Source organism: Streptomyces sp. NPDC054786 (assembly GCF_053611685.1).
Map to the genome: position 1 here is coordinate 1 of NZ_JBSHAW010000056.1, position 21,011 is coordinate 21,011.

The window sequence follows — 21,011 nt, forward strand, 5'->3', positions numbered from 1 at the left end:
GCCAGTTGCGCCCCCGGGGGCCGCCCGCCCCCCCGCCCCCGCCCCACGGCGGGACGGCCGGCAACACACCCGAGACCGCACGACGGAGGCGCAACGGCGAGGCAGCGTCCACGACGGGATTCCCGCCCGCGTGGGGGCACAGCGAAGTGCAGCGTCTAGGCTTACGGGCTGTGACCTCCGTGCGCCTACCGCTCTTCCCGCTGAACTCGGTGCTGTTCCCAGGACTCGTGCTCCCGCTGAACGTCTTCGAGGCGCGGTACCGGGCGATGATGCGTGATCTGAGTGCGGTGCCCGAGGACGACCGTCGCTTCGCCGTGATCGCGATCCGGGACGGCCGCGAGGTCGCCGCCACCGCGCAGGGCATGCCGGACGCCACGCTGCCGTCCGCGGACGGCCCCACGGCGGGCTTCGGCGACGATCCGATGCAGGCGTTCCACGCCGTGGGCTGTATCGCCGACGCGGCGACCGTCCGGGAGAAGTCGTCCGCCGACGACACCGGCTACGAGGTCCTCGCGACCGGCATCACCCGCTTCCGGCTGCTGTCGGTGGACGCCTCTGGGCCGTATCTGACCGGCGAGCTGGAGGAGCTGGAGGACGGCGAGGGAGAGGGCGCGGGCGCGCTCGCCTCGGGCGTCGTGCGGGCCTTCCGGACGTACCAGAAGCGGCTGGCCTGGGCGAACGAGCGCACCCTGTCGAGCGGGCAGGACCTGCCGGCCGACCCGGCGGTGCTGTCGTATCTCGTCGCCGCGGCGGCCGTGCTGGACGTCCCCGCCAAGCAGCGGCTGCTGGAGGCACCGGACACCGCGTCGCGGCTGGGGCAGGAGCTGAAACTGCTTCGCCAGGAGTCGGCGCTGCTCGGTAAGCTCCCGTCGCTGCCGGCCGTGGATCTGACCCGGCAGCCGACCAGCCCCAACTGAACGACCGGCCCCACGGACGCGAGGCACGAATACGGTGGCGAAGAAGTCCAGGAAGTCCGTCGGCACCCCTGCGACGGCCGCCCTCACCGCGGCCGGCGTCCCGTTCACCACGCACTCCTACGCGCATGACCCGGCCGCCCCGTCGTACGGCGAGGAGGCCGCCGAGGCCCTCGGCGTCGCGCCCGACCAGGTGTTCAAGACACTGCTGGCGGACGTCGACGGCACCCTGACGGTCGCCGTGGTCCCGGTGTCGGGGTCACTGGACCTCAAGGCGCTGGCGGCCGCGGTGGGCGGCAAGCGGGCCACGATGGCCGATCCGGCGGCGGCCGAGCGCAGCACGGGCTACGTCCTGGGCGGGATCTCGCCGCTGGGACAGCGCAAACGGCTGCGCACGGTCGTGGACGCCTCGGCCGAGGGCCGGCCGACGGTCTGTGTGTCGGCGGGGCGGCGCGGGCTGGAGGTCGAGCTGTCGCCGGCGGACCTGGTGGCGCTCACGGGGGCGCACCTCGCGCCGATCGCCCGCGGCTGAACGCACTGCGGGGCGGCCGGTGGACCGGCCGCCCCTGAGGTGTCTGTGGAGGTCAGCCCGCGTCGGGCGGCCGCTGATCGTGGTGGTCCACGGGCCAGTGCGGCGACTCCGGCTCCGGCTCCGGGTCACGCGGCCCGAACAGCCCGGTCAGCGCGAGCTGGGTGAGCATCGAGGCGATCGGCCAGGCCAGCAGCGCGCCCTTGGCCTGCAGCCGCAGCGGGCCGTTGAAGATCACGCCGGGGCCGACCTGCTTGGCGTGCGCGGCCACGTCCGCTGTGGGGCCCAGCCACATACCCGTCACCCAGCCCAGCACCGCGCCGAGCAGCCCGCCCACGACCAGCGCCACGACCAGCGGAATCCCGCCACGCCGGCGGAAGAGGAAGACCGCGGCGGCGCTCAGCACACCGAAGCCGAGGGACAGCAGGACGAAGGTGCCGTCCGCGCCGATCGCCTCCTCGCCCTCGGTGTTCTTGAGGTAGACGTTGCGGGTGTCCGCGATCAGCGGGATGTGCGGCGCGAGCCAGTTCCACAGCAGTCCGAGCAGCACGCCGCTCACCGCGACCACGAGCGCGATCAGCGCGCCCTCGCGCAGCTCGCGGGCCAGCTCGGGGCCGCCGAGGCCGCCGTGGTCGGTGACGGGCGCGGCCTCGGGGCGCTGCGGCTCGTCGGGCGGTTGGTTGTCGGATGGCGTCAGCGGTGCGGTCACCCCGTCATCGTGCCAGGTGGGGCTGGTGGGACCGGAAGCAGGACGGCCGTTCGGTGTGGTGGCGCCCGTCATCGGGCCGCCGCCCGGCGGTACGCCCAGGTGGCGACGGCCAGCGAGAGCACCCCGACGGCCGCGCAGACGCCCAGGTCCGCCCCGACCGCGACCCAGTCGGGATGCTGGTCGAAGCTGCGTGCCAACGCCTCCACGCCGTAGGTCGAGGGCAGCAGATCGCGGGCCCAGCCGATCGCCGCGGGCATCCGTTCGGCCGGCAGCACCCCCAGCAGCAACGCCGCCGACATACCCAACTGGCCGCAGAGCGTGGCGAGTTCAGGCCGAGGGGCGAGCAGGCCGAGGGCCGCGCCGAGGCCGGCCAGCGCCGCCCCGGCGAGCGGGAGCACGGCGGCCAGCACCCACAGGTGGGCCATCGGCAGCTGGAAGAGCACACAGCCGGTGACCGCGGTGACCACCGTCCCCGGCACGGTGAACGAGGCGTACGCGGCGGCGGCGCCGAGCACCACGGCGGCCGGCGGCACCGGCAGTGTCGCGTAGTGGTCGAGCCCGCCGCCGGCCCGTAGCTGTCCGAAGTACTGGGCGAGGAGATTGAGCGCCACGAAGGCGACGACCAGCACGCTGGAGCCGGACACCACGGACCGGGCCGGATCCCCGCCGTCGACCACGCCGCGCAGCAGGACCATGATCCCGATGGACTGGAAGGTGGCGACGAACAGCAGCGGTATCCGTGCGACCCGGGCCCGGGAGAGCTGGGCCCGGTAGACGGCGCCCAGCGCGGGCACCAGACGGGCGCGCGGCGCCAGCGGGGCGGCCTCCTCGGGCCGCGCCCCGGCGCCCCGGACCGCCCCGGCCACCGCCTGCGCGGGAACCACACTCACGCTGTCACCAAGCCTTCCTCGCTGCCCCCGTGGTACTCCATACGTCCGCCGCACCGGCCTCCGTTCACGCCTTGACCAGTCCTTCCGCCCGGCCCCCCAGGGCCAGGTACACATCCTCCAGGCTGGGCGTGGCCAGCGTGAAGTCGTCCAGGGCCGCGAAGGCGGGGCCCGCGGTGACCGCGGCGACGGCGGAGCGGGCCCGGTCGGCGGGCAGGCGGAGGGTCCAGCGGCGGCCGGAGGTGTGCGCGTCGGCTTCGAGGGCGGCGACCTCGGGCACCTCCAGCGGCGGGCGGTCGCGCCACACCAGCTCCAGCCGGACCTCCTCGCTCACCATTTCCTTCAGTCCGCCGGGCGTGTCGCAGGCGATGACACGGCCCCGGTCGATCACCGCGACCCGGTCGAGCACGCTCTCGGCCTCCAGGACGTTATGGGTCACCAGCACCACCGTGGCGCCGTGCTCGGCCCGGCGCCGGTCCACCGCGGCCCACACGGCGCGCCGTGCGACCGGGTCCATACCGGTGGTCGGCTCGTCCAGCACCAGCAGCGGCCGCTCGCCGATCAGCGCGGTGGCCAGGCAGGCCAGCCGCCGCTGCCCGCCGGACAGCTTCTTCAGTGCCCGTCCCGTGATGTCGGTGAGGCCCAGCTCGCCGATCACCGCGTCCCGCTCGGCGCGCGCCTCGCGGGCACCGAGCCCGCGCAGCCGGCCGGTGGTCTCCACCGCCAGCGAGACCGTCATCTCGTCCAGAGCTGTCGACTCCTGGCCCAGGTAGCCGAGCAGCCGGGCGGCCCGCTCAGGGTGGCGCACCAGGTCGTGGCCCAGTACGGAGATGCTGCCGGAGTCCGGGCGCAGCAGTCCGGTCAGCTGACGGACCAGGGTGGACTTGCCGGCGCCGTTGGGGCCGAGCAGCCCGAAGATCTCGCCGCGGCGCACCTCCAGGGTGATGCCGTCATTGGCGCGTACGGCGGACGGGCGTGCCGCCCCGCGGCGCCCGCGCATCGCGGGGTACGTCTTGACCAGGTCACGCACGGCGCACACCGGCATCCCGCGCTCCACCTGTTTTGCGCCCGTCCTCACGAGCTATGAGGGTACGCGTCCCCGGCCCGCCTCCGGGCCGCGGGGCTCCGGCGGGCGGGGACGGGCAGGGGCCGTCCGGCCGGTCAGTCCCCGGCCGGAGCGTGCTCGGCGGCCGTCCGCAGATCGACCTCGCGCCAGAATCCGGCCCGGATCGCATAGCGGTCGTGCTCGTCGATCTGGTCGTCCTTGTGGGCGAGCAGCCCGAACCGGGCGGCGTAGCGCAGCAGTTCACCGTCGATGCGGTGCGGGATGCGCGGGTACTCCGTCGACAGCTGCTGGAGATGGGAGGTGTCGGAGAGCCGGTCGGTCCAGCGGCGGGCGAAGACCTGGCCGACCTCGAAGGGGTCGCCGCTGACGGCGGTGATGTCCTCCTCCCGGTCGGCCCAGCGCTGCTCGGCGCTGGTGAGCTGGGCGAGGGTGGGCAGGGCCGCGGTCTCGGAGGGCTCACCGACCGGGCCGCCGCGCTCGACCCAGCCCTTGTCGGACGACCAGCGCAGGGTGGCACCGCCGGGTGCCTGCGGGGCGGGGCCGGCCGCACCAGCGGCGGGGCCCTGGCCCGCGGCGTGGGCCCGGCCGAGCCCGGCCAGGTCCTTGGGGGTGGGGACGACCTTGGAGCCCGCGGCGCCGGCCTCGTCAGCGGCGGCCGGTGCGCCCTCGGCGCCGCCCGGCGCCCGGGAGACGCCGTTGGCGCCGTTGCGCTCATGGGCGTGCTCGGCGGATTCCGGGCCGGAGGCGGCCGCCGCGGCGGCCGCGACCGCGGACTCGGGCAGCGGGGCGGAGAGGATCGCGGCGATCTCGGGGCGGGGTACCGGCGGCGGCGCACAGGGACCGCCGAGCTCCTTGGCGCGGACCGCGCGGGTGATCCAGGTCCGGTCCAGCACCCGCCGCTCGTCGGCCTCGGCGACCAGGTCCTCGGACTGGTTGTAGTCGCCGTCCGCGGCCTGGACGGCCCACAGATGGACCGCGACGCCGTGTTCCTTCGCCGACATCAGACCGGGCAGGAGGTCGCCGTCGCCGGTGACCAGGACGATGTCGGAGCAGGCCCGGTTGCGTGCGAGTTCGGTCAGCTCGGCGTGCATCGCGGCGTCCACGCCCTTCTGCGCCCAGCGCCCGTCGCTGCGGGTCAGCGCGCCCAGCCGGACGGTGACGCGGGGCATCACCCGCAGCCGGCGGTGCTCGGGCTGCGGGACGCGGTCGGGGGCGCCGTCGAACCAGTAGATCCGCAGCAGCGGGCGTTCGGTGTCCGCCTCGGCACGCTGGCGCAGGCCCTGGATGAGGGCGGCGTGATCCACCGTGATCCGGGAACGGGCGGGCTCTCCGGCGAGCAGGCTCGCCGCGGCGCCGAGCAAATACCCGGCGTCCACCAGGACGACACAGCGATCCACGATCCACCCTCTTCCCTGAGGTGCTGATGTCCGGTCGCCCCCCGGCTCGGCCCGTGGCACGAGTTCTCTTCGGTTGTCCTTCGAGTCTGCCCGACCCTACGGGCGTTATCTGCCCGAACTCGATCATCGGCGTGGCGGATTCGGCGGGGATGTTGAGTACAGCGCGTGATCAACCATATAACGCAGGGTAATTGCCCGAAATGCAGCGCTCTGTCCGGCATGTAAGTCTGGATCCGGCCCCGATCCCAGATTCCCCCTCAGGAGGCAAGATCATGGCCAAGGACAAGAAGCAGGACCGCAGTCAGCAGCAGAAGACGGCATCCTCGGCGGAACGCGGCCAGCAGGAAGCCCAGAAGTCGAGCCTCGAGGCACAGTCCCAGTCGCGGTCACAGGCGCAGGGCAGCCCGGCAGATGTTGCGCGTAAGCACCAGCGGCGCTTCGGTCACAACTGATCCACGCCACACAGAGGTTGAGGGGCGCGTCCGCTACGGGGCGCGCCCCTCGGGGTGCGAACGGCCGGGGCCGGCGGCTCAGCCCGACAGGCAGGACGGGCCGAGCAGCACCTTCAGATCGCCGAACAGCGAGGGGTCGGGCGTGACCCGGTGCCGGTCCAGTCGGAGGACGGTCGTCTTGCGGGCCCCCTGCAGCTTGATCCGCACCTCCGTGGAACCGCGGTGGCTGCTGAGCACCTCACCGAGCTTCTCGACCATCGGCGGAGTGACCTTGACCGTCGGAATGGTGATCGTCACGGGGGCGTTGGTGCCGGCCTCCGAGAGGTCGGGGACCATCATCTCCATGGCCACCAGCCGCGGGATGTCCTCCCGCTTGTCGAGGCGGCCCTTGACGAAGACCACGGTGTCCTCGACGAGTTGGGTGGACACCAGCTGGTAGGTCGCCGGGAAGAACATGCAGTCGATGGAGCCGGCCAGGTCCTCGACGGTGGCGATCGCCCAGGCGTTGCCCTGCTTGGTCATCTTGCGCTGCAGGCCGGAGATGATGCCGCCGATGGTGACGATGGAACCGTCCGAGTAGTCGCCGCCGGTCAGCTGGGCGATGGCGGCGTCCGCCTTGTCGGACAGCACATGCTCCAGGCCGAAGAGCGGGTGGTCGGAGACGTAGAGACCGAGCATCTCGCGCTCCTGGGCGAGGAGGTAGGCCTTGTCCCACTCGATGTCCGAGAACTCCACGTCCAGGCCGAAGCCGGGGCCCTCGTCCGCGGCGGCGTCGCCCATGCCGCCGAAGAGGTCGAACTGCCCCTCGGCCTCCTTGCGCTTGACCTGTACGACGTTGTCGATCATCGGTTCGTAGTGCGCCGTCAAGCCCTTGCGGGTGTGGCCCATCTCGTCGAAGGCACCGGCCTTGATCAGCGATTCGGTGGTGCGCTTGTTGCAGACGACCGCGTCGACCTTGTCGAGGTAGTCGGGGAAGGAGAGGTACTTTCCCTTCGCCTTGCGGCAGCGGATGATCGAGTCGACGACGTTCTGACCGACGTTACGGACCGCGGTGAGACCGAAGAGGATCACATCGTCGCCCTGGGCGGCGAAGTTGGCCTCCGACTCGTTGACGTTCGGCGGCAGCACCTTGATGCCCATGCGGCGGCACTCGTTCAGATAGACCGCCGACTTGTCCTTGTCGTCGCGCACCGAGGTCAGCAGCGCGGACATGTACTCGGCCGGGTAGTTGGCCTTGAGGTAGGCGGTCCAGTAGGTGACCAGGCCGTACGCGGAGGAGTGCGCCTTGTTGAAGGCGTAGCCGGCGAAGGGGACCAGGACGTCCCACAGGGCCTGGATGGCCTGGTCGGAGAAGCCGTTCTTCCGCGCGCCCTCCTGGAAGAGCACGAAGTTCTTCGCCAGCTCCTCGGGCTTCTTCTTGCCCATGACGCGGCGGAGGATGTCGGCCTCGCCGAGGGAGTACCCGGCAATGATCTGGGCGGCCTTCTGCACCTGCTCCTGGTACACGATGAGGCCGTGGGTCAGGCCGAGGACCTCCTTGAGGGGCTCCTCCAGCTCCGGGTGGATCGGGGTGATCTCCTGGAGGCCGTTCTTGCGCAGCGCGTAGTTGGTGTGCGAGTCCATGCCCATGGGGCCGGGCCGGTACAGCGCCGAGACGGCGGAAATGTCCTCGAAGTTGTCGGGCTTCATCAGCCGCAGCAGCGAGCGCATCGGACCGCCGTCGAACTGGAAGACGCCGAGCGTGTCACCGCGGCAGAGCATCTCGTAGGTCTTGGGGTCGTCCAGCGAGACGGAGAGCAGCTCCAGGTCGACGCCCTTGTTCTTCTTCACCATCTTGACGGCGTCGTCCATGATGGTGAGGTTGCGCAGGCCCAGGAAGTCCATCTTGAGCAGGCCGAGCGACTCGCACTGGGGGTAGTCCCACTGCGTGATGGTGACGTTGTCGGTGTGCCTGACCCAGACCGGGGCGTGGTCGACGATCGGCTCGCTGGACATGATGACGCCGGCCGCGTGCACGCCCATCTGCCGGACCAGGCCCTCGACGCCCTTGGCGGTGTCGATGACCTTCTTCACGTCCGGTTCGTTCTCGTACATCCCCCGGATCTCGCCCGCCTCGCTGTAGCGCGGGTGCTGGGGGTCGGTGATGCCGCTGAGGTCGATGCCCTTGCCGAGGACGTCGGCGGGCATGGCCTTGGTGAGGCGGTCGCCCATGGCGTACGGATAGCCCAGGACGCGCGCGGAGTCCTTGATGGCGTTCTTGGCCTTGATCTTGCCGTAGGTGCCGATCATGGCGACCTTGTCGGCGCCGTACTTTTCCGTGACATACCGGATGACTTCGACGCGCCTGCGCTCGTCGAAGTCGATGTCGACATCGGGCATGGAGACGCGCTCGGGGTTGAGGAACCGCTCGAAGATCAGCCCGTGCGTGATCGGGTCGAGGTCGGTGATGCCCATCGCGTACGCCACGATCGAGCCGGCCGCTGAGCCACGGCCGGGGCCGACCGCGATGCCGTTGTTCTTGGCCCACATGATGAAGTCGGCGACGACCAGGAAGTAGCCGGGGAACCCCATCTGGATGATGATGTCCATCTCGTACTCGGCCTGCTTCTGCCGGTCCTCGGGGACACCGCCCGGGTAACGGCGCTGCATGCCGACCCGGACCTCCTCCTGGAACCAGGTGACCTCCGTGAAGCCCTGCGGGATGTCGAACTTCGGCATCAGGTCGCGCTTCTCGAACATCCCGGAGACGTCGATCTGGTCGGCGACCAGGCGGGTGTTGGCGCAGCCCTGCTGCCAGGCGTCCGAGGAGTCGATGGCGTACATCTCGTCCGTGGACTTGAGGTAGTAGCCCGTGCCGTCGAAGCGGAAGCGGTCGGGGTCGGAGAGGTTCTTGCCGGTCTGGATGCACAGCAGGGCGTCGTGCGCCGTGGACTCGTGCGCGTAGGTGTAGTGCGAGTCGTTGGTGACCAGCGGCGGGATGTCGAGCTTCTTGCCGATCTCCAGCAGACCGTCACGGACCCGGCGCTCGATCTCGATGCCGTGGTCCATCAGCTCCAGGAAATACCGGTCCTTGCCGAAGATGTCCTGGTACTCGGACGCGGACTTCAGCGCCTCGTCGAACTGGCCGAGCCGCAGCCGGGTCTGCAGCTCACCGGAGGGGCAGCCGGTCGAGGCGATCAGGCCCTCGGACCACTGGGCGATGGTCTCCTTGTCCATCCGCGGCCACTTCGTCAGCCAGCCCTCGGCATACGCGTCCGAGGACAGCCGGAAGAGGTTGTGCAGTCCGGTCCTGTTCGCCGCCCAGATCGTCTTGTGCGTGTAACCACCGGAGCCCGAGACGTCATCGCGCTTCTGATGCGGCTGGCCCCACTGCACCTTGCGCTTGTTGCGCCGCGACTCCGGCGCCACATACGCCTCGATGCCGATGATCGGCGTCACCCCCGCCTTCTTCGCCGAGTGGAAGAAGTCGTACGCACCATGGAGGTTGCCGTGGTCGGACATGGCGATATGCGTCATGTCCATCTCGTTGCACGCCTTGAACATGTCCGACAGCCGCGCCGCACCGTCCAGCAGTGAGTACTGGGTGTGGACATGCAGGTGCGTGAACGGGGGCCTGGACGGGGCTGCCACGGCGGAGGACCTCCAAAGGAACGAAGCGGCACAAAGCGCATCGGCGGGGGGGGCGGTGGTCGGACGACGGATGGACGGTCGGCGACGGATGGGTGAGACGGTCTCGAAGTCTACGACTCCTGACTGACAATCGCCGGGCACCGACGAGTAGCCTCGCGCGTTGTCAGTGGCAGATCCGCGACGGGCTCCGCCACGGTTCTCCGTACCCTCTTCCACCTCAGGAGGCACCCAGCGATGCCGTCCCAGCATGCCCCCGCGCAGGACGCCGAGCAGCGCGGCGAGGAAATCCTCGCCGTATTCGACACCGCCTTCGGGGAGCTGCTCGCCGCCGACCCCGCAGCCTTCCGTGTGAAATTCCGGAAGATGGCCGCCTCCGCCTTCGCCTTCTACCGGGGCACGGCCTGTCTGTTCTACCGGGACCTGGAGGCCTCGCAGGACGACGGCGGCAAGGACAGCGGCCCGTATCTGGACGAGCGGACCGGCCGGGTGTGGATCCACGGCGATCTGCACGCCGAGAACTTCGGCACGTACATGGACGCCACGGGCCGGCTGATCTTCAACGTCAACGACTTCGACGAGGCGTACGTCGGGCCGTTCACCTGGGACCTCAAGCGGTTCGCCGCCTCGGTCGCGCTGATCGGCTACGCCAAGGCGCTCAGCGACAAGCAGATCACCGACCTGGTGCGCACCTACGCCGCCGCCTACCGGGAGCGCATCCACGCGCTGGCCTCGGGGACGAAGAGCTCCGACCGGGACGAGCTGCCGCCCTTCACGCTGGACACCGCCGAGGGCCCGCTGCTGGGCGCGCTGCGCATGGCCCGCTCGCTGACCCGGTTCGGGCTGCTGGACTCGATGACGGAGATCCGCGACTTCGAGCGCCGCTTCTCGGCGGGCGGTGGCAGCGTCGAGCTGGACGCGGCGACCCGCTACAAGGTCCTCGCCGCCTTCGACGGCTATCTGGAGACGCTGCCGGAATCGAGCCTGGACCGCCCGGACTCCTACCGCGTCAAGGACGTGGTGGGCCGGCGCGGCATCGGCATCGGCTCGGCCGGTCTGCCGTCGTACAACATCCTCCTGGAGGGCAACAGCGACGCCCTGGAGAACGATGTCGTGATCTACATGAAGCAGGCGCAGACCCCGGCCGTCTCCCGGCACATCACCGACCCCGCGGTCCGCGGCTACTTCCAGCACGAGGGCCACCGCACGGTGATTTCGCAGCGCGCCCTGCAGGATCACGCCGACCCGTGGCTGGGCTGGACCGAACTGGACGGCGCGGGCCAGCTGGTCGCCGAGATCTCGCCGTACGCGGTCGACCTGGACTGGTCGGACATCGACGACCCGGAGGAGATCGCGGCGGTGGTGGCCGACCTGGGCCGGGCCACCGCGACCATGCACGCCGCAGCGGACGACGAGAGCGGCCACTCGCTGGTGCCGTTCTCGACGGAGCGGGCCATCGACGCGGCCATCGCGGCCGACGAGGACGGCTTCGCGGCGCTGCTGGTGGACTTCGCGCACTCCTACGGGGCCCGCGCCCGCGGCGACCACCAGATCTTCGTGGATCTGTTCCGGAACGGGCGGATCCCGGGCCTGTAGGGGCCGGGGCGGCGCCCGAGGCGTGCCGTACGCACCGTGTATCCCGGTGCGTACGGCTTCGGACCCCCTTAGCCGCCGCTTACCCCGGCCCATGGCACACTCGGCTGCAATGGACATCTCGGCGGCACACCTGCGGGCACTGCGCGCGGCGCTTTTCACGGCGCTGTGCGTGACGTTGTCCGCGGCGTCGCATGTGCTGCTGTCCCGTATGCCGCTGCCGCTGACCACCGTCGCCGCGCTCAGTGCCGCCGTGTTCGCCCTCGCCTATGCGCTGGCCGGGCGGGAGCGCGGCTTCTGGCGGATCGCGGCGCTGCTGGTCCCCCTGGAACTGGCCGCCGATCTGGTCTTCAGCCTGGGGCAGCACACCTGTTACGGGGAGGCCGGCGGCCCGGTCGCCGGCCCGCTGCGCTCGCTGGGCGTGGATCTGCTGTGCGGCGGCGACCCCGTCGGGTCACCGCTGGCACGGCTGTCCCAGGACGACGCTGCGCCCGTGGCCACCTGGCTGGTGCTGCTCGCGGCGCATGTGGGCACCGGGCTGCTGGCGGCGGGCTGGCTGCGCCGCGGCGAGCGAGCGCTGCACCAGCTGCTGGGCGCGGTGGCGGGCTTCGCCTTCCGCCCGCTGCTGATCGCCGTCGCGGTGATCGGCGCCACCGCCGTGCCCCGCCACCCGGCGCCCGCCCCCGTACGGTCCGGGCGCCCCGCCCGCGCCGTCCCCCTGCTCGTGCACTGTGTCGTGCGCCGTGGGCCGCCCTGCGCGCTCGCTGCGTGAGCCTTCGGCCACGCGGCCCGCGTACGCCCGCACCGCGCGCCTACGCCTTTGACCGCACGCATCTTCCGTCCCACGGACAACCACGGAGCAGGAACAGTCATGAGCAACCGCAACAACCAGGCCAACAAGCAGGCAGCCCGCGAGCGGCTGCGCGCCGAGCGTGAGCGGCAGGCGAAGAAGGACCGGGTCCGCCGGCAGCTGATCGTCGGCGGCGCGATCGTCGGTGTCCTGGCGATAGCCGGCGGTATCGGGGTGGCGGTCGCCAATATGGGCGGCGGCAGCTCCGTCAGCAGCAGCGGCGGGGGCAGCACCGACTGGGCGAAGGCCGCGAAGGCCCCGCTGACCAAGCCCCAGAACACCAGCGGCAAGAACGGCACCACGGTCGTCGTCGGCAAGAAGGACGCCAAGAACACCCTGAACCTCTTCGAGGACCCGCGCTGCCCCGGCTGCGCCGGCTTCGAGCAGAACGTCGGCGCCACCGTCGAGAAGGACATCAAGGACGGCAAGTACAAGGCGTCCTACCATCTGGGCACGTTCCTCGACGCCAACCTCAAGGGCACCGGTTCCAAGAACGCGCTGAGCGCACTGGGCGCCGCCCTCGACGTCAGCCCGGACGCCTTCTTGAAGTACAAGTACGCGCTGTACTCGAAGGAGTTCCACCCGGACGAGACCGGTCCGGACAAGTTCGCCGACGACAGCTACCTGATCAAGGTCGCCGACACGATCCCGGCGCTCAAGGGCAACGCGGCCTTCCAGAAGGCCGTCAAGTCGGGCACCTACGACCGGTGGGCGCTGGAGATGTCCGACGCCTTCAGCGCGGTCAAGGACGTCACCAGCACCCCGACGATCAAGCTCAATGACTCCGTGCTGGGCACGGACAGCCCGCAGGGCAAGGTGGCCCCGTCCAGCGTGGCCGCTTTCAACTCCATGGTCGGCAAGGCACTGAAGAGCTGACGCGGGCGGTCCGCTCCCCAGGCCGGGCCGCATCCCGCACCTCTCGGCCGGCGTGCTCCGTGCACGTCGGCCGATGCCAAATCTTGACCCGGACCGGTGCCGTGCACATGGCAGACTCCCGCCATGCAGGCGACGGGAGTTCACCCCGGGGCCCGGCCGGCGGCCGCGCCGGGGGTTCAGCTCAGGGCGGTGCGGGCGGCGCTGTTCACCGCGCTGTGCACCACCCTGTCCGCGGCCTCCCATGTGCTGCTCTCCCACGCCCCGTTGCCGCCCGCTTCGGTCGCCGCGATCTGCGCCGGTGTCTTCGCCGTGGCCTACGTACTGACCGGCCGGGAGCGTGGCTTCGGCAGCGTCGCCGCGCTCCTGGTACCGCTGGAACTGGCCGCCGACACCGTCTTCACCGCCGGGCAGCACACCTGTTACGGCCCGGCCGGCGGCCCGGTCACCGGCCCGCTGCGCTCGGTCGGCGTCGATCTGCTGTGCCGGGGCGGCGAGTTGGGCACACCGCTGGCCCGGGTGGCCGCCCATCCGGGCGCGCCGCTGCCGCCGGCCGTTCCGGCGGCGGCCCCCTGGCTGCTGCTCGCCGCCCATGTCGCGATCGGCCTGCTGGCCGCGGCCTGGCTGCACCGTGGCGATGCCGCCCTGGACGCCCTGCTGCGCGCCGCGGCGGCCGGCGCCTTCCGCCCCCTGCTCACCGCGGTCGCGGTGAGCACCGCCGCGTTCGCCCCGCCCCGTCGGCGGATCCGGCCGCTGCACCCGCTGCCGCCGGCCCGCCCGCTCCCCCTCCTCGTGCACTGCGTACGGCGCCGCGGCCCGCCCCCTCCGGCTGCCGCCTGACCAGCCCGCAGAAGCCGGCACAACCCTTGAGGGGACGGGACCACCCATGAGCAACCGCAACAACCTGGCCAACAAGACCGCGGCCCGCGAACGCATCCGGGCCGAGCGGGAACGCCAGAAGAAGAAGGAGAAGCTGCGCCGCCAACTGACCGCGGTGGGCGCGGTGGTCGGCGTCCTCGCCGTGGCCGGCGGCATCGGCTACGCCGTGATGAAGGCCAACGAGCCCAAGGGCTGGGAGGCCGCCAAGGAGGCCAAGCTCGTCACGCCCGCGCACACGCAGGGCAAGAACGGCACCGAGATCCTGATAGGTGACAAGAACGCCAAGCAGACCCTGGAGGTCTTCGAGGACGTCCGCTGCCCGGCGTGTGCGGCCTTCGAGCAGAGCAGCGGCAAGGCCCTGCTCAAGGACATCGAGGACGGCCGCTACCGGGTCCGCTTCACGATGTACACCTTCATCGACGGCGTGGGCGGCGGCGAGGGCTCGAAGAACGCGCTGAGCGCGCTCGGCGCGGCGCTCAACGTCAGCCCGGAGGCCTTCCTGAAGTACAAGTCGGCGCTGTACTCCGCCAAGTACCACCCCGACGAGCGCGAGGACCTCTACGCCAAGGACTCCGAACTCCTCAAGGTCGCCGCCGACGTGCCGGAGCTGAAGAACGACAAGGCGTTCGCCACGGCGGTCAAGAAGGGCACCTACGACCGCTGGGCGATGGACATGACCGCGCTCTTCGGACGCAAGGGCGTCAAAGCCACGCCCACGTTCATGCACGGCGGCAAGAAGCTGGTGATGCCGCAGGTCCCGCAGCAGCAGATGACACAGGCGCAGTACAACCAGCTCGCGCAGACCAACTTCAAGAAGATGATCGACAAGGAGTTCGGCCCGGCGAAGGGACAGGCCCAAGGGAACGGGGGCAAGGGCGGCAGCAAGGGCGAAGACGGCGAGAAGGGCATTCGCGAGGGCGAAAAGGACCCCACGGGCGCGAACTGAGCGCCTTTCGGACAACGGGCGGGCGAATTCTCGGGGTTATCGGGAATCGCCCTCCCGGGCCCGATTACCGGCCAGTAAGGTGATCGGCCGTGACCGATCATGACCAGATCTCGCGCCGCACTGCCGTTACGGCCGTAGCCGCCACCGCCGCACTTCTGCCGTTCGCCGGCGCCGCCGCCGCGCACGCCCAAGGGGCCCCGGACCAGGGCTCGTTCTTCCAGCACGGGGTCGCCTCGGGTGACCCCCTTCCCGACGGCGTCCTGCTGTGGACCCGGGTCACGCCGACCCCGGCGGCCACACCCGGCTCCGGCCGCGGGCCGGCCACCAAGGTGAGCTGGCAGGTGGCGAGCGACAAGGACTTCGCGTCCGTCGTCGCACGGGGAACCCTGACCACCTCCGCCGCCGCCGACCACACCGTCAAGGCGGACGTCCGCGGCCTGCACCCGGCCACCCACTACTACTACCGCTTCACCGTCGACGGGCAGCACTCCCCCGTCGGCCGGACCCGCACCGCCCCCGCCCACGACACCGCGGCCGGCAACGTCCGCTTCGGTGTGGTCTCCTGCGCCAACTGGGAGTCCGGCTACTTCTCGCCGTACCGGCATCTGGCCGCCCGTACCGAGCTGGACGCGGTGCTGCACGTCGGCGACTACCTCTACGAGTACAAGTCCGGCGAGTACCCGGACTTCAAGTACGTCGTCCGCCCGCACACCCCCGCCCACGAGCTGCTGACGCTCGCCGACTACCGCACCCGGCACGGCGTCCACAAGACCGACCCGGACGCGATGGCCATGCACGCCACGCACCCGGTCATCGCCATCTGGGACGACCACGAGTTCGCCGACAACGCCTGGAAGGGCGGCGCGGTGAACCACACCGCGGACACCGAGGGCCCCTGGTCCGCGCGGATGGCCGCCGCGAAGCAGGCCTACTTCGAGTGGATGCCGGTGCGCCCCTCGATCGCCGGCACCACCTACCGCAGGCTGCGCTTCGGCACCCTCGCCGATCTGCATCTGCTCGATCTGCGGTCGTTCCGCGACGCCCAGGCCAAGCCGGGCAGCGGTGAGGTGGACGACCCCAGCCGTACGATCACCGGCCGGGCCCAACTGGACTGGCTCAAGTCCGGGCTCGAACGCTCGGACACCGCCTGGCGGCTGGTCGGCACCTCGGTGATGATCTCGCAGGTCGCCTTCGGCTCCGTTCCCGCCAAGCTGCTCGGCCCGCTCGCCGAGATCCTCGGGATACCCAAGGAGGGCCTGGCGATCAACACCGACCAGTGGGACGGCTACACCGACGACCGGCGCGAGCTGCTCTCCCACCTCAGCGACCGCGGTATCGACAACACCGTGTTCCTGACCGGCGACATCCACATGGCCTGGGCCAACGATGTGCCGCTGCAGGCGGCGACCTACCCCGCCACCCGGCCGGTGGCGACGGAGTTTGTGGTCACCTCCGTCACCTCCGACAACGTGGACGACTTCCTGCATGTCGCCCCGCACACCATCTCGCTGGCCGGGGTCGCCGCCATCAAGGCCGCCAACCGGCATGTGAAGTGGCTGGACATGGACTCGCACGGCTACGGGGTCCTGGACGTCAACGCTGAGCGTACGCAGATGGACTATTTCGGCATCTCCGACAAAACAGACCCGCACGCCACCAGCACACTGCTGCGCTCGTACCGGACCCGGTCCGGCACCCAGCAGGTGGAGCGGGCGGACCAGCCGCTCGGATAGGAGGTATCCGCCCGGGCCCGGCCGGCTTACCGGCTCACAGGTCGGCGAGGAAGCCCAGCGCCACCTTCCAGGTGCTCTCCGCCGCCTCCGCGTCGTAATCGGGCAGCTCGGGATCGGTGAAGAGGTGGCCGGCGCCGGCGTAGCGGAAGACCTCTACGTCCGCGCCGGCCCGGCGCATCTGGAGATACCAGGCGGTCAGCCAGTCGTGCGGCTCGTACGGGTCCGGGTCGGCGACATGCAGCTGCACCGGCAGGTCGTCGGCGACGGTGCCCTCCGCGATGTCCGAGGTTCCGTGCAGCAGAAGCAGCCCCCGGGCCTTCTCGTCACCCAGCGCGAGGTTCTGCGCGACCGAGCCGCCGAAGGAGAAGCCGGCGTAGACCAGTCCGCGGTCCGAGTAGGGCGCGACGGCCGTGATGGCGCGCTTGAGCAGCTCCTCCTTGCCGATCTCGTCCTTGATGAGAATGCCGTCCGGGACGGAGTCGGCGGTCCGGCCGTCGAACAGGTCGGGGACGATCACCTCGTGCCCCGCGGCGCGCATCCGGTCCGCCGCCGCGTGCACCGCGGGACGCAGCCCGCACACCGAATGAATCAGGACAATCGTCGAAAGTCCGCTGGTCGAGGACTCGGTGGAGGGCGGCACTGACATCACTTCCCTGGAGTTGGATCGATCTCCCCCCATCGTGCCAGTTACCGTCGCAGGGACCGGGTACCAGCACACCACCGCCCCTCGCACCCCATGGAGGAGGAGTCTCGTGTCATTGGAGGACGTCGTGCGTCCGGTCGTCGTCATCGGCGGCGCGGTCCTGCTCGCGCTCATCCTGGTCTGGCTCACCGACCGGGCACTGCGCCGGATCGACGCCGCCCACCCGGAGACCCCCCTGTGGGGGCTGCTGCGCCGCTGCCGGATGCCGCTGCAAGTGACGCTCTGCGCGGCCCTGTTGGGCGGCTCGTTCGACCACGCCGGGCTGACGTCCGTCAAAAAGCATGCGGCGGGCGTCGGCCAGGCGCTGACCCTGGTCCTGATCGCGGCCGCCGCCTGGCTGGTCGTCCGGGCCGCCGCGGCGATCGTCGAGTCGTCGTACTCGCGCTATGCGGCGGGCGCCCGGGACGCGGCACGGGTGCGGCGGGTACGGACCCAGGTGACGCTGATCCAGCGGGTGGTGACGGCCGTGGTGATCATCGTCGCGGCCGCCTCGATGCTGCTGACGTTCCCCGAAATGCGGGCGGTCGGCACCTCCATGCTGGCGTCGGCCGGACTGCTGGGGATCGTCGCCGGTGTCGCCGCCCAGTCCACCCTCGGCAATCTCTTCGCCGGACTGCAGATCGCGTTCGGCGACATGGTGCGGATCGGGGACACCGTCGTCGTGGACGGCGAGTGGGGCACCGTCGAGGAGATCACGCTGACCTTTCTGACCGTACGGACCTGGGACGAGCGCCGGATCACCATGCCGGTGTCGTACTTCACCGGCAAGCCGTTCGAGAACTGGTCGCGCGGCGGTGCGCAGATGACCGGGACGGTCCTCTTCCACCTCGACCACAGTGCGCCGGTGGAGAAGATGCGCCAGCGGCTGCTGGAGATCCTCCAGGCGTGCCCGGAGTGGGACGGCAGGTCCTGGAGCCTGGTGGTCACCGACACCACACCGTCCACGATCGTGGTGCGTGCGCTGGCGACCGCCCGGGACTCGGACACCCTCTGGACGGTGCGCTGCGAGGTGCGCGAGCGGATGCTGGAGTGGCTGCAGGCCGAACATGCCTACGCGCTGCCGCGGATCAGCACCGCGCCGGCGCCGCTGGGCACCCCCGCATTCGACCGGGGAGGGGAGCCGGGCGGGCGGTCCGCGCAGGGCTGAGCCCCCGGTCCCGCCCGCCCGTTACGTCCTTACGGCGCGCCCCGCAGGCTGCGCATGTCCAGATGCCGCAGCACCCGGTCGACGATCTCCGGGTCCGCGCCCGGTTCACTGCGCGCCGCCAGTACCTCGTGCCGGGCGGCCGAGAGCATCTCCCCCTGGATGCGGTGCACCTTCTTCAGCCGGGTGATGCGCTTGTCGAAGAGCTCGCGCCGCTCGTCGTCGACGATGTCCGGCGCGATCCGGGCACCGATGTCGTGCGCGCGGCGCGCCAGCTGGTCGCTGACCTCGTCGGGCAGCTCCTCGACCTCCAGGATCTCCTTCAGCCGCCGCTTGGACGCCTTGATCACCCGGATCGCCAGCTCCCGCTCCAGCGCGTCGACGGCATCGGTGTCGGCCCGAACCCGCAGTCTGCGCACCAGCCAGGGCAGGGTGAGGCCCTGGATGAGGAGGGTGCTGAGCACCACCGCGAAGGCGATGAAGAGGATGTCGTCGCGGGCCGGGAAGCCGTTGCCGCCGTCGATGCTGTACGGGATGGCCAGCGCCAGCGCCACCGAGGCCACCCCGCGCATCCCCGACCACCACATGATGAGCGTCTCCCGCCAGCTCATCGGGATCTCCTCGTCGTAGTCGCGCCGCTTGTGCATCCGCTTGGCCAGCCAGGCGGCGGGCAGCAGCCACAGCAGCCGGACCCCGACGACCACCCCGACGACGGCGGCGCCGGCGCCGAGCAGCTGGCCCCAACGGTGCGAAGCCGCCCCGAAGATGTTGTGCAGCTCCAGGCCGATCAGCCCGAAGGCGACACCGGTGACGAGGGTGTCGACGACCTCCCAGAAGGTGTAACCGGCGAGCCGGCCCATCACATCGTCCGGGTCGACCGCGTACTCGGCCAGGAAGAGCGCGCAGGTCAGCACCGCGAGCACACCGGAACCCCGGAAGTTCTCGGCCAGGACGTAGGCGACGAACGGCACCAGCAGCGTCAGACCGATCTGCAGCGTGGGGTCACCGAGCAGCCCCATCAGCTTGTTGGTGAGCCAGCCGAGCCCCAGGCCGACCGCTATGGCGACCACCGCGGAGAGCACCAGCGAGCCGACCGCGGCGGGCACCGAGAAGGTTCCGCTGACCGCCGCGGCGAGCGCGACGTGGTAGAGCACGATCGCGGTGACATCGTTGAACAGCCCCTCGCCCTCCAGGATGGAGACCATCCGGCGGGGCAGTCCGAGCTTGCCGGCGACGGCGGTCGCGGCCACCGGGTCGGGCGGCGCGACCAGCGCGCCGAGCACCACCGCTGCGGCCACCGGCATACCGGGCACCACCGCCTGGGCGACGGCGGCGACCGCGGCGGTGGTGGCGAAGACCAGTGCCACGGCGAGCAGGAAGATCGGCCGGAGGTTGGCGGTGAACTGCCGCCAGGAGGTGCGCTGCACGGCCGCGTAGAGCAGCGGCGGCAGCACCACCGGCAGGATGAACTCGGGCGGTACCTCGACGTTGGGCACGAACGGCAGCAGTGCCAGCACCGCGCCGACCAGGGTCATCAGCACCGGTGACGGAAGCCCCAGTCGGTCGCCGACCGGAACCATGACCACGGCTCCCAGCAGAAGGACGAACATCAGAGCCAGCTGGTCCACGGTGGCTACGCTCCGGGGTCGGATTCGATCACTTGCCGGCCCCAGCCTGCCACGACACCCGCGGTTGCCCGCCGTGTCGCATCCCGCAGGATGCCCTCCGCGTCAGCTGCTCTCGTCCCGGACGGTGTCGAGGGCGCGCTGCAGATCGTCCGGGTAGCCGCTCTCGAACTCGACCCAGCGGCCGTCGGAGGGGTGCTCGAAGCCCAGCCGCATGGCGTGCAGCCACTGCCGGGTGAGGCCGAGGCGCTTGGCGAGGGTGGGGTCGGCGCCGTAGGTCAGGTCGCCGACGCAGGGGTGGCGGTGCGCGGACATGTGCACCCGGATCTGGTGGGTGCGGCCGGTCTCCAGCTTGATGTCGAGCAGGCTGGCCGCGCGGAACGCCTCGATCAGGTCGTAGTGCGTGACGGACGCCTTGCCCTCGGCCGTCACCGCCCACTTGTAGTCGTGCTGCGGGTGCCGGCCGATGGGGGCGTCGATGGTGCCGCTCATCGGGTCCGGGTGGCCCTGGACCAGGGCGTGATAGCGCTTGTCGACCGTACGCTCACGGAACTGCTGCTTGAGGAGCGTGTAGGCGCGCTCGGACTTGGCGACCACCATCAGGCCCGAGGTGCCGACGTCGAGACGGTGCACGATGCCCTGGCGCTCGGCGGCACCGGAGGTGGAGATGCGGTAGCCGGCCGCGGCCAGACCGCCGATGACGGTCGTTCCCGTCCAGCCGGGGCTGGGGTGCGCGGCGACGCCGACGGGCTTGACGATCACGACGATGTCGTCGTCGTCATGCACGATCTCCATGCCCTCGACGGGCTCGGCGACGATCTCCACGGGCGGCGCGGACTGCGGCATCTCGACTTCCAGCCAGGCGCCGCCGCTCACCCGCTCGGACTTCATCACCTCGGAGCCGTCGACCCGGACCTTGCCGGCGGCGGCCAGCTCGGCCGCCTTCGTACGGGAGAAGCCGAACATCCGGGCCAGCGCGGCGTCGACGCGCTCGCCCTCCAGGCCGTCCGGTACGGGCAGGGTGCGGATCTCGGGAATGGTGCTCACCCCACGAGTATGGCAGTCCCACCGTGGTGCCCTGCCC

18 protein-coding genes are annotated in these 21,011 nt (G+C 71.0%); 10 read left to right on the top strand and 8 right to left on the bottom strand.

The genetic code is table 11. From position 1 onward, the window contains the following. Nucleotides 1-170 precede the first annotated feature (170 nt). Both ACWGI6_RS34050 and ybaK read left to right on the top strand, forming a co-directional pair. Complete coding sequence (locus ACWGI6_RS34050) at nucleotides 171-917, top strand: LON peptidase substrate-binding domain-containing protein (RefSeq protein WP_393909664.1); 747 nt, start codon at nucleotides 171-173, stop codon at nucleotides 915-917. A 34-nt stretch (nucleotides 918-951) separates the two neighbouring features. Beyond that, the gene (gene ybaK, locus ACWGI6_RS34055) at nucleotides 952-1,446 is read left to right on the top strand and encodes a Cys-tRNA(Pro) deacylase (RefSeq protein WP_453271080.1); all 495 of its coding nucleotides are present in this window, start codon (nucleotides 952-954) and stop codon (nucleotides 1,444-1,446) included. A 52-nt stretch (nucleotides 1,447-1,498) separates the two neighbouring features. On the opposite strand, the gene ACWGI6_RS34060 is transcribed toward ybaK, so the two are convergent. From ACWGI6_RS34060 to ACWGI6_RS34075, 4 genes are all read right to left on the bottom strand, one after another. Beyond that, on the bottom strand, nucleotides 1,499-2,152 hold the full coding sequence (locus ACWGI6_RS34060; protein WP_453271081.1) for an ABC transporter permease: 654 nt from the start codon (nucleotides 2,150-2,152) through the stop codon (nucleotides 1,499-1,501). Nucleotides 2,153-2,220: 68 nt separating this feature from the next. Then, nucleotides 2,221-3,036: an ABC transporter permease gene (locus tag ACWGI6_RS34065; protein ID WP_453271105.1), complete on the bottom strand. Its 816-nt coding sequence runs from the start codon at nucleotides 3,034-3,036 to the stop codon at nucleotides 2,221-2,223. A gap of 70 nt (nucleotides 3,037-3,106) precedes the next feature. Continuing rightward, complete coding sequence (locus tag ACWGI6_RS34070; protein ID WP_453271106.1) at nucleotides 3,107-4,084, bottom strand: ABC transporter ATP-binding protein; 978 nt, start codon at nucleotides 4,082-4,084, stop codon at nucleotides 3,107-3,109. A gap of 116 nt (nucleotides 4,085-4,200) precedes the next feature. Beyond that, nucleotides 4,201-5,502: an NYN domain-containing protein gene (locus ACWGI6_RS34075; RefSeq protein ID WP_453271082.1), complete on the bottom strand. Its 1,302-nt coding sequence runs from the start codon at nucleotides 5,500-5,502 to the stop codon at nucleotides 4,201-4,203. A 272-nt stretch (nucleotides 5,503-5,774) separates the two neighbouring features. Between ACWGI6_RS34075 and ACWGI6_RS34080 the strand changes: the two genes are divergently transcribed. Beyond that, nucleotides 5,775-5,954, top strand: a complete 180-nt coding sequence (locus ACWGI6_RS34080) for a hypothetical protein (protein ID WP_393909669.1) — start codon at nucleotides 5,775-5,777, stop codon at nucleotides 5,952-5,954. Nucleotides 5,955-6,032: 78 nt separating this feature from the next. Here the strand turns inward: ACWGI6_RS34080 and dnaE are convergent, their stop codons facing one another. Beyond that, the gene (dnaE, locus tag ACWGI6_RS34085) at nucleotides 6,033-9,584 is read right to left on the bottom strand and encodes a DNA polymerase III subunit alpha (RefSeq protein ID WP_453271083.1); all 3,552 of its coding nucleotides are present in this window, start codon (nucleotides 9,582-9,584) and stop codon (nucleotides 6,033-6,035) included. Nucleotides 9,585-9,818: 234 nt separating this feature from the next. Between dnaE and ACWGI6_RS34090 the strand changes: the two genes are divergently transcribed. The 6 genes from ACWGI6_RS34090 to ACWGI6_RS34115 all read left to right on the top strand — a co-directional run bounded on the left by ACWGI6_RS34090 (nucleotide 9,819) and on the right by ACWGI6_RS34115 (nucleotide 16,455). Further along, nucleotides 9,819-11,177, top strand: coding sequence for a DUF2252 domain-containing protein (locus ACWGI6_RS34090; RefSeq protein WP_393909671.1), 1,359 nt, complete (start codon nucleotides 9,819-9,821; stop codon nucleotides 11,175-11,177). A 109-nt stretch (nucleotides 11,178-11,286) separates the two neighbouring features. Next, complete coding sequence (locus ACWGI6_RS34095) at nucleotides 11,287-11,946, top strand: hypothetical protein (protein ID WP_453271084.1); 660 nt, start codon at nucleotides 11,287-11,289, stop codon at nucleotides 11,944-11,946. 99 nt (nucleotides 11,947-12,045) lie between these two features. Then, entirely contained in the window at nucleotides 12,046-12,900 is an 855-nt protein-coding gene (locus ACWGI6_RS34100) for a thioredoxin domain-containing protein (RefSeq protein WP_453271085.1), read from the top strand. Between the two features lie 123 nt (nucleotides 12,901-13,023). After that, nucleotides 13,024-13,737: a hypothetical protein gene (locus tag ACWGI6_RS34105; RefSeq protein WP_453271086.1), complete on the top strand. Its 714-nt coding sequence runs from the start codon at nucleotides 13,024-13,026 to the stop codon at nucleotides 13,735-13,737. Between the two features lie 46 nt (nucleotides 13,738-13,783). After that, the gene (locus tag ACWGI6_RS34110) at nucleotides 13,784-14,722 is read left to right on the top strand and encodes a thioredoxin domain-containing protein (RefSeq protein WP_453271087.1); all 939 of its coding nucleotides are present in this window, start codon (nucleotides 13,784-13,786) and stop codon (nucleotides 14,720-14,722) included. A gap of 89 nt (nucleotides 14,723-14,811) precedes the next feature. Next, complete coding sequence (locus ACWGI6_RS34115) at nucleotides 14,812-16,455, top strand: alkaline phosphatase D family protein (RefSeq protein ID WP_453271088.1); 1,644 nt, start codon at nucleotides 14,812-14,814, stop codon at nucleotides 16,453-16,455. 34 nt (nucleotides 16,456-16,489) lie between these two features. On the opposite strand, the gene ACWGI6_RS34120 is transcribed toward ACWGI6_RS34115, so the two are convergent. Next, a complete protein-coding gene (locus ACWGI6_RS34120) occupies nucleotides 16,490-17,101 on the bottom strand; it encodes a dienelactone hydrolase family protein (protein ID WP_453271089.1) in 612 nt (203 codons plus the stop codon). 112 nt (nucleotides 17,102-17,213) lie between these two features. Between ACWGI6_RS34120 and ACWGI6_RS34125 the strand changes: the two genes are divergently transcribed. After that, nucleotides 17,214-18,305 (top strand): mechanosensitive ion channel family protein, encoded by a 1,092-nt coding sequence (locus ACWGI6_RS34125; RefSeq protein WP_453271107.1) that lies wholly within the window; start codon nucleotides 17,214-17,216, stop codon nucleotides 18,303-18,305. 29 nt (nucleotides 18,306-18,334) lie between these two features. On the opposite strand, the gene ACWGI6_RS34130 is transcribed toward ACWGI6_RS34125, so the two are convergent. Both ACWGI6_RS34130 and ACWGI6_RS34135 read right to left on the bottom strand, forming a co-directional pair. After that, complete coding sequence (locus ACWGI6_RS34130; RefSeq protein WP_453271108.1) at nucleotides 18,335-19,912, bottom strand: Na+/H+ antiporter; 1,578 nt, start codon at nucleotides 19,910-19,912, stop codon at nucleotides 18,335-18,337. A 120-nt stretch (nucleotides 19,913-20,032) separates the two neighbouring features. Further along, nucleotides 20,033-20,974, bottom strand: a complete 942-nt coding sequence (locus ACWGI6_RS34135; protein WP_453271090.1) for an RluA family pseudouridine synthase — start codon at nucleotides 20,972-20,974, stop codon at nucleotides 20,033-20,035. Nucleotides 20,975-21,011 lie beyond the last annotated feature (37 nt).

Excerpts from the sequence above, each read along its gene's own strand:
- ACWGI6_RS34105 (WP_453271086.1), top strand. The coding sequence starts at position 13,024 with ATGCAGGCGACGGGAGTTCACCCCGGGGCCCGGCCGGCGGCCGCGCCG.
- ACWGI6_RS34100 (WP_453271085.1), top strand. The coding sequence starts at position 12,046 with ATGAGCAACCGCAACAACCAGGCCAACAAGCAGGCAGCCCGCGAGCGG.
- ACWGI6_RS34095 (WP_453271084.1), top strand. The coding sequence starts at position 11,287 with ATGGACATCTCGGCGGCACACCTGCGGGCACTGCGCGCGGCGCTTTTC.
- ACWGI6_RS34080 (WP_393909669.1), top strand. The coding sequence starts at position 5,775 with ATGGCCAAGGACAAGAAGCAGGACCGCAGTCAGCAGCAGAAGACGGCA.
- ACWGI6_RS34130 (WP_453271108.1), bottom strand. The coding sequence starts at position 19,912 with ATGTTCGTCCTTCTGCTGGGAGCCGTGGTCATGGTTCCGGTCGGCGAC.
- ACWGI6_RS34120 (WP_453271089.1), bottom strand. The coding sequence starts at position 17,101 with ATGTCAGTGCCGCCCTCCACCGAGTCCTCGACCAGCGGACTTTCGACG.
- ACWGI6_RS34090 (WP_393909671.1), top strand. The coding sequence starts at position 9,819 with ATGCCGTCCCAGCATGCCCCCGCGCAGGACGCCGAGCAGCGCGGCGAG.
- ACWGI6_RS34110 (WP_453271087.1), top strand. The coding sequence starts at position 13,784 with ATGAGCAACCGCAACAACCTGGCCAACAAGACCGCGGCCCGCGAACGC.
- ACWGI6_RS34070 (WP_453271106.1), bottom strand. The coding sequence starts at position 4,084 with ATGCCGGTGTGCGCCGTGCGTGACCTGGTCAAGACGTACCCCGCGATG.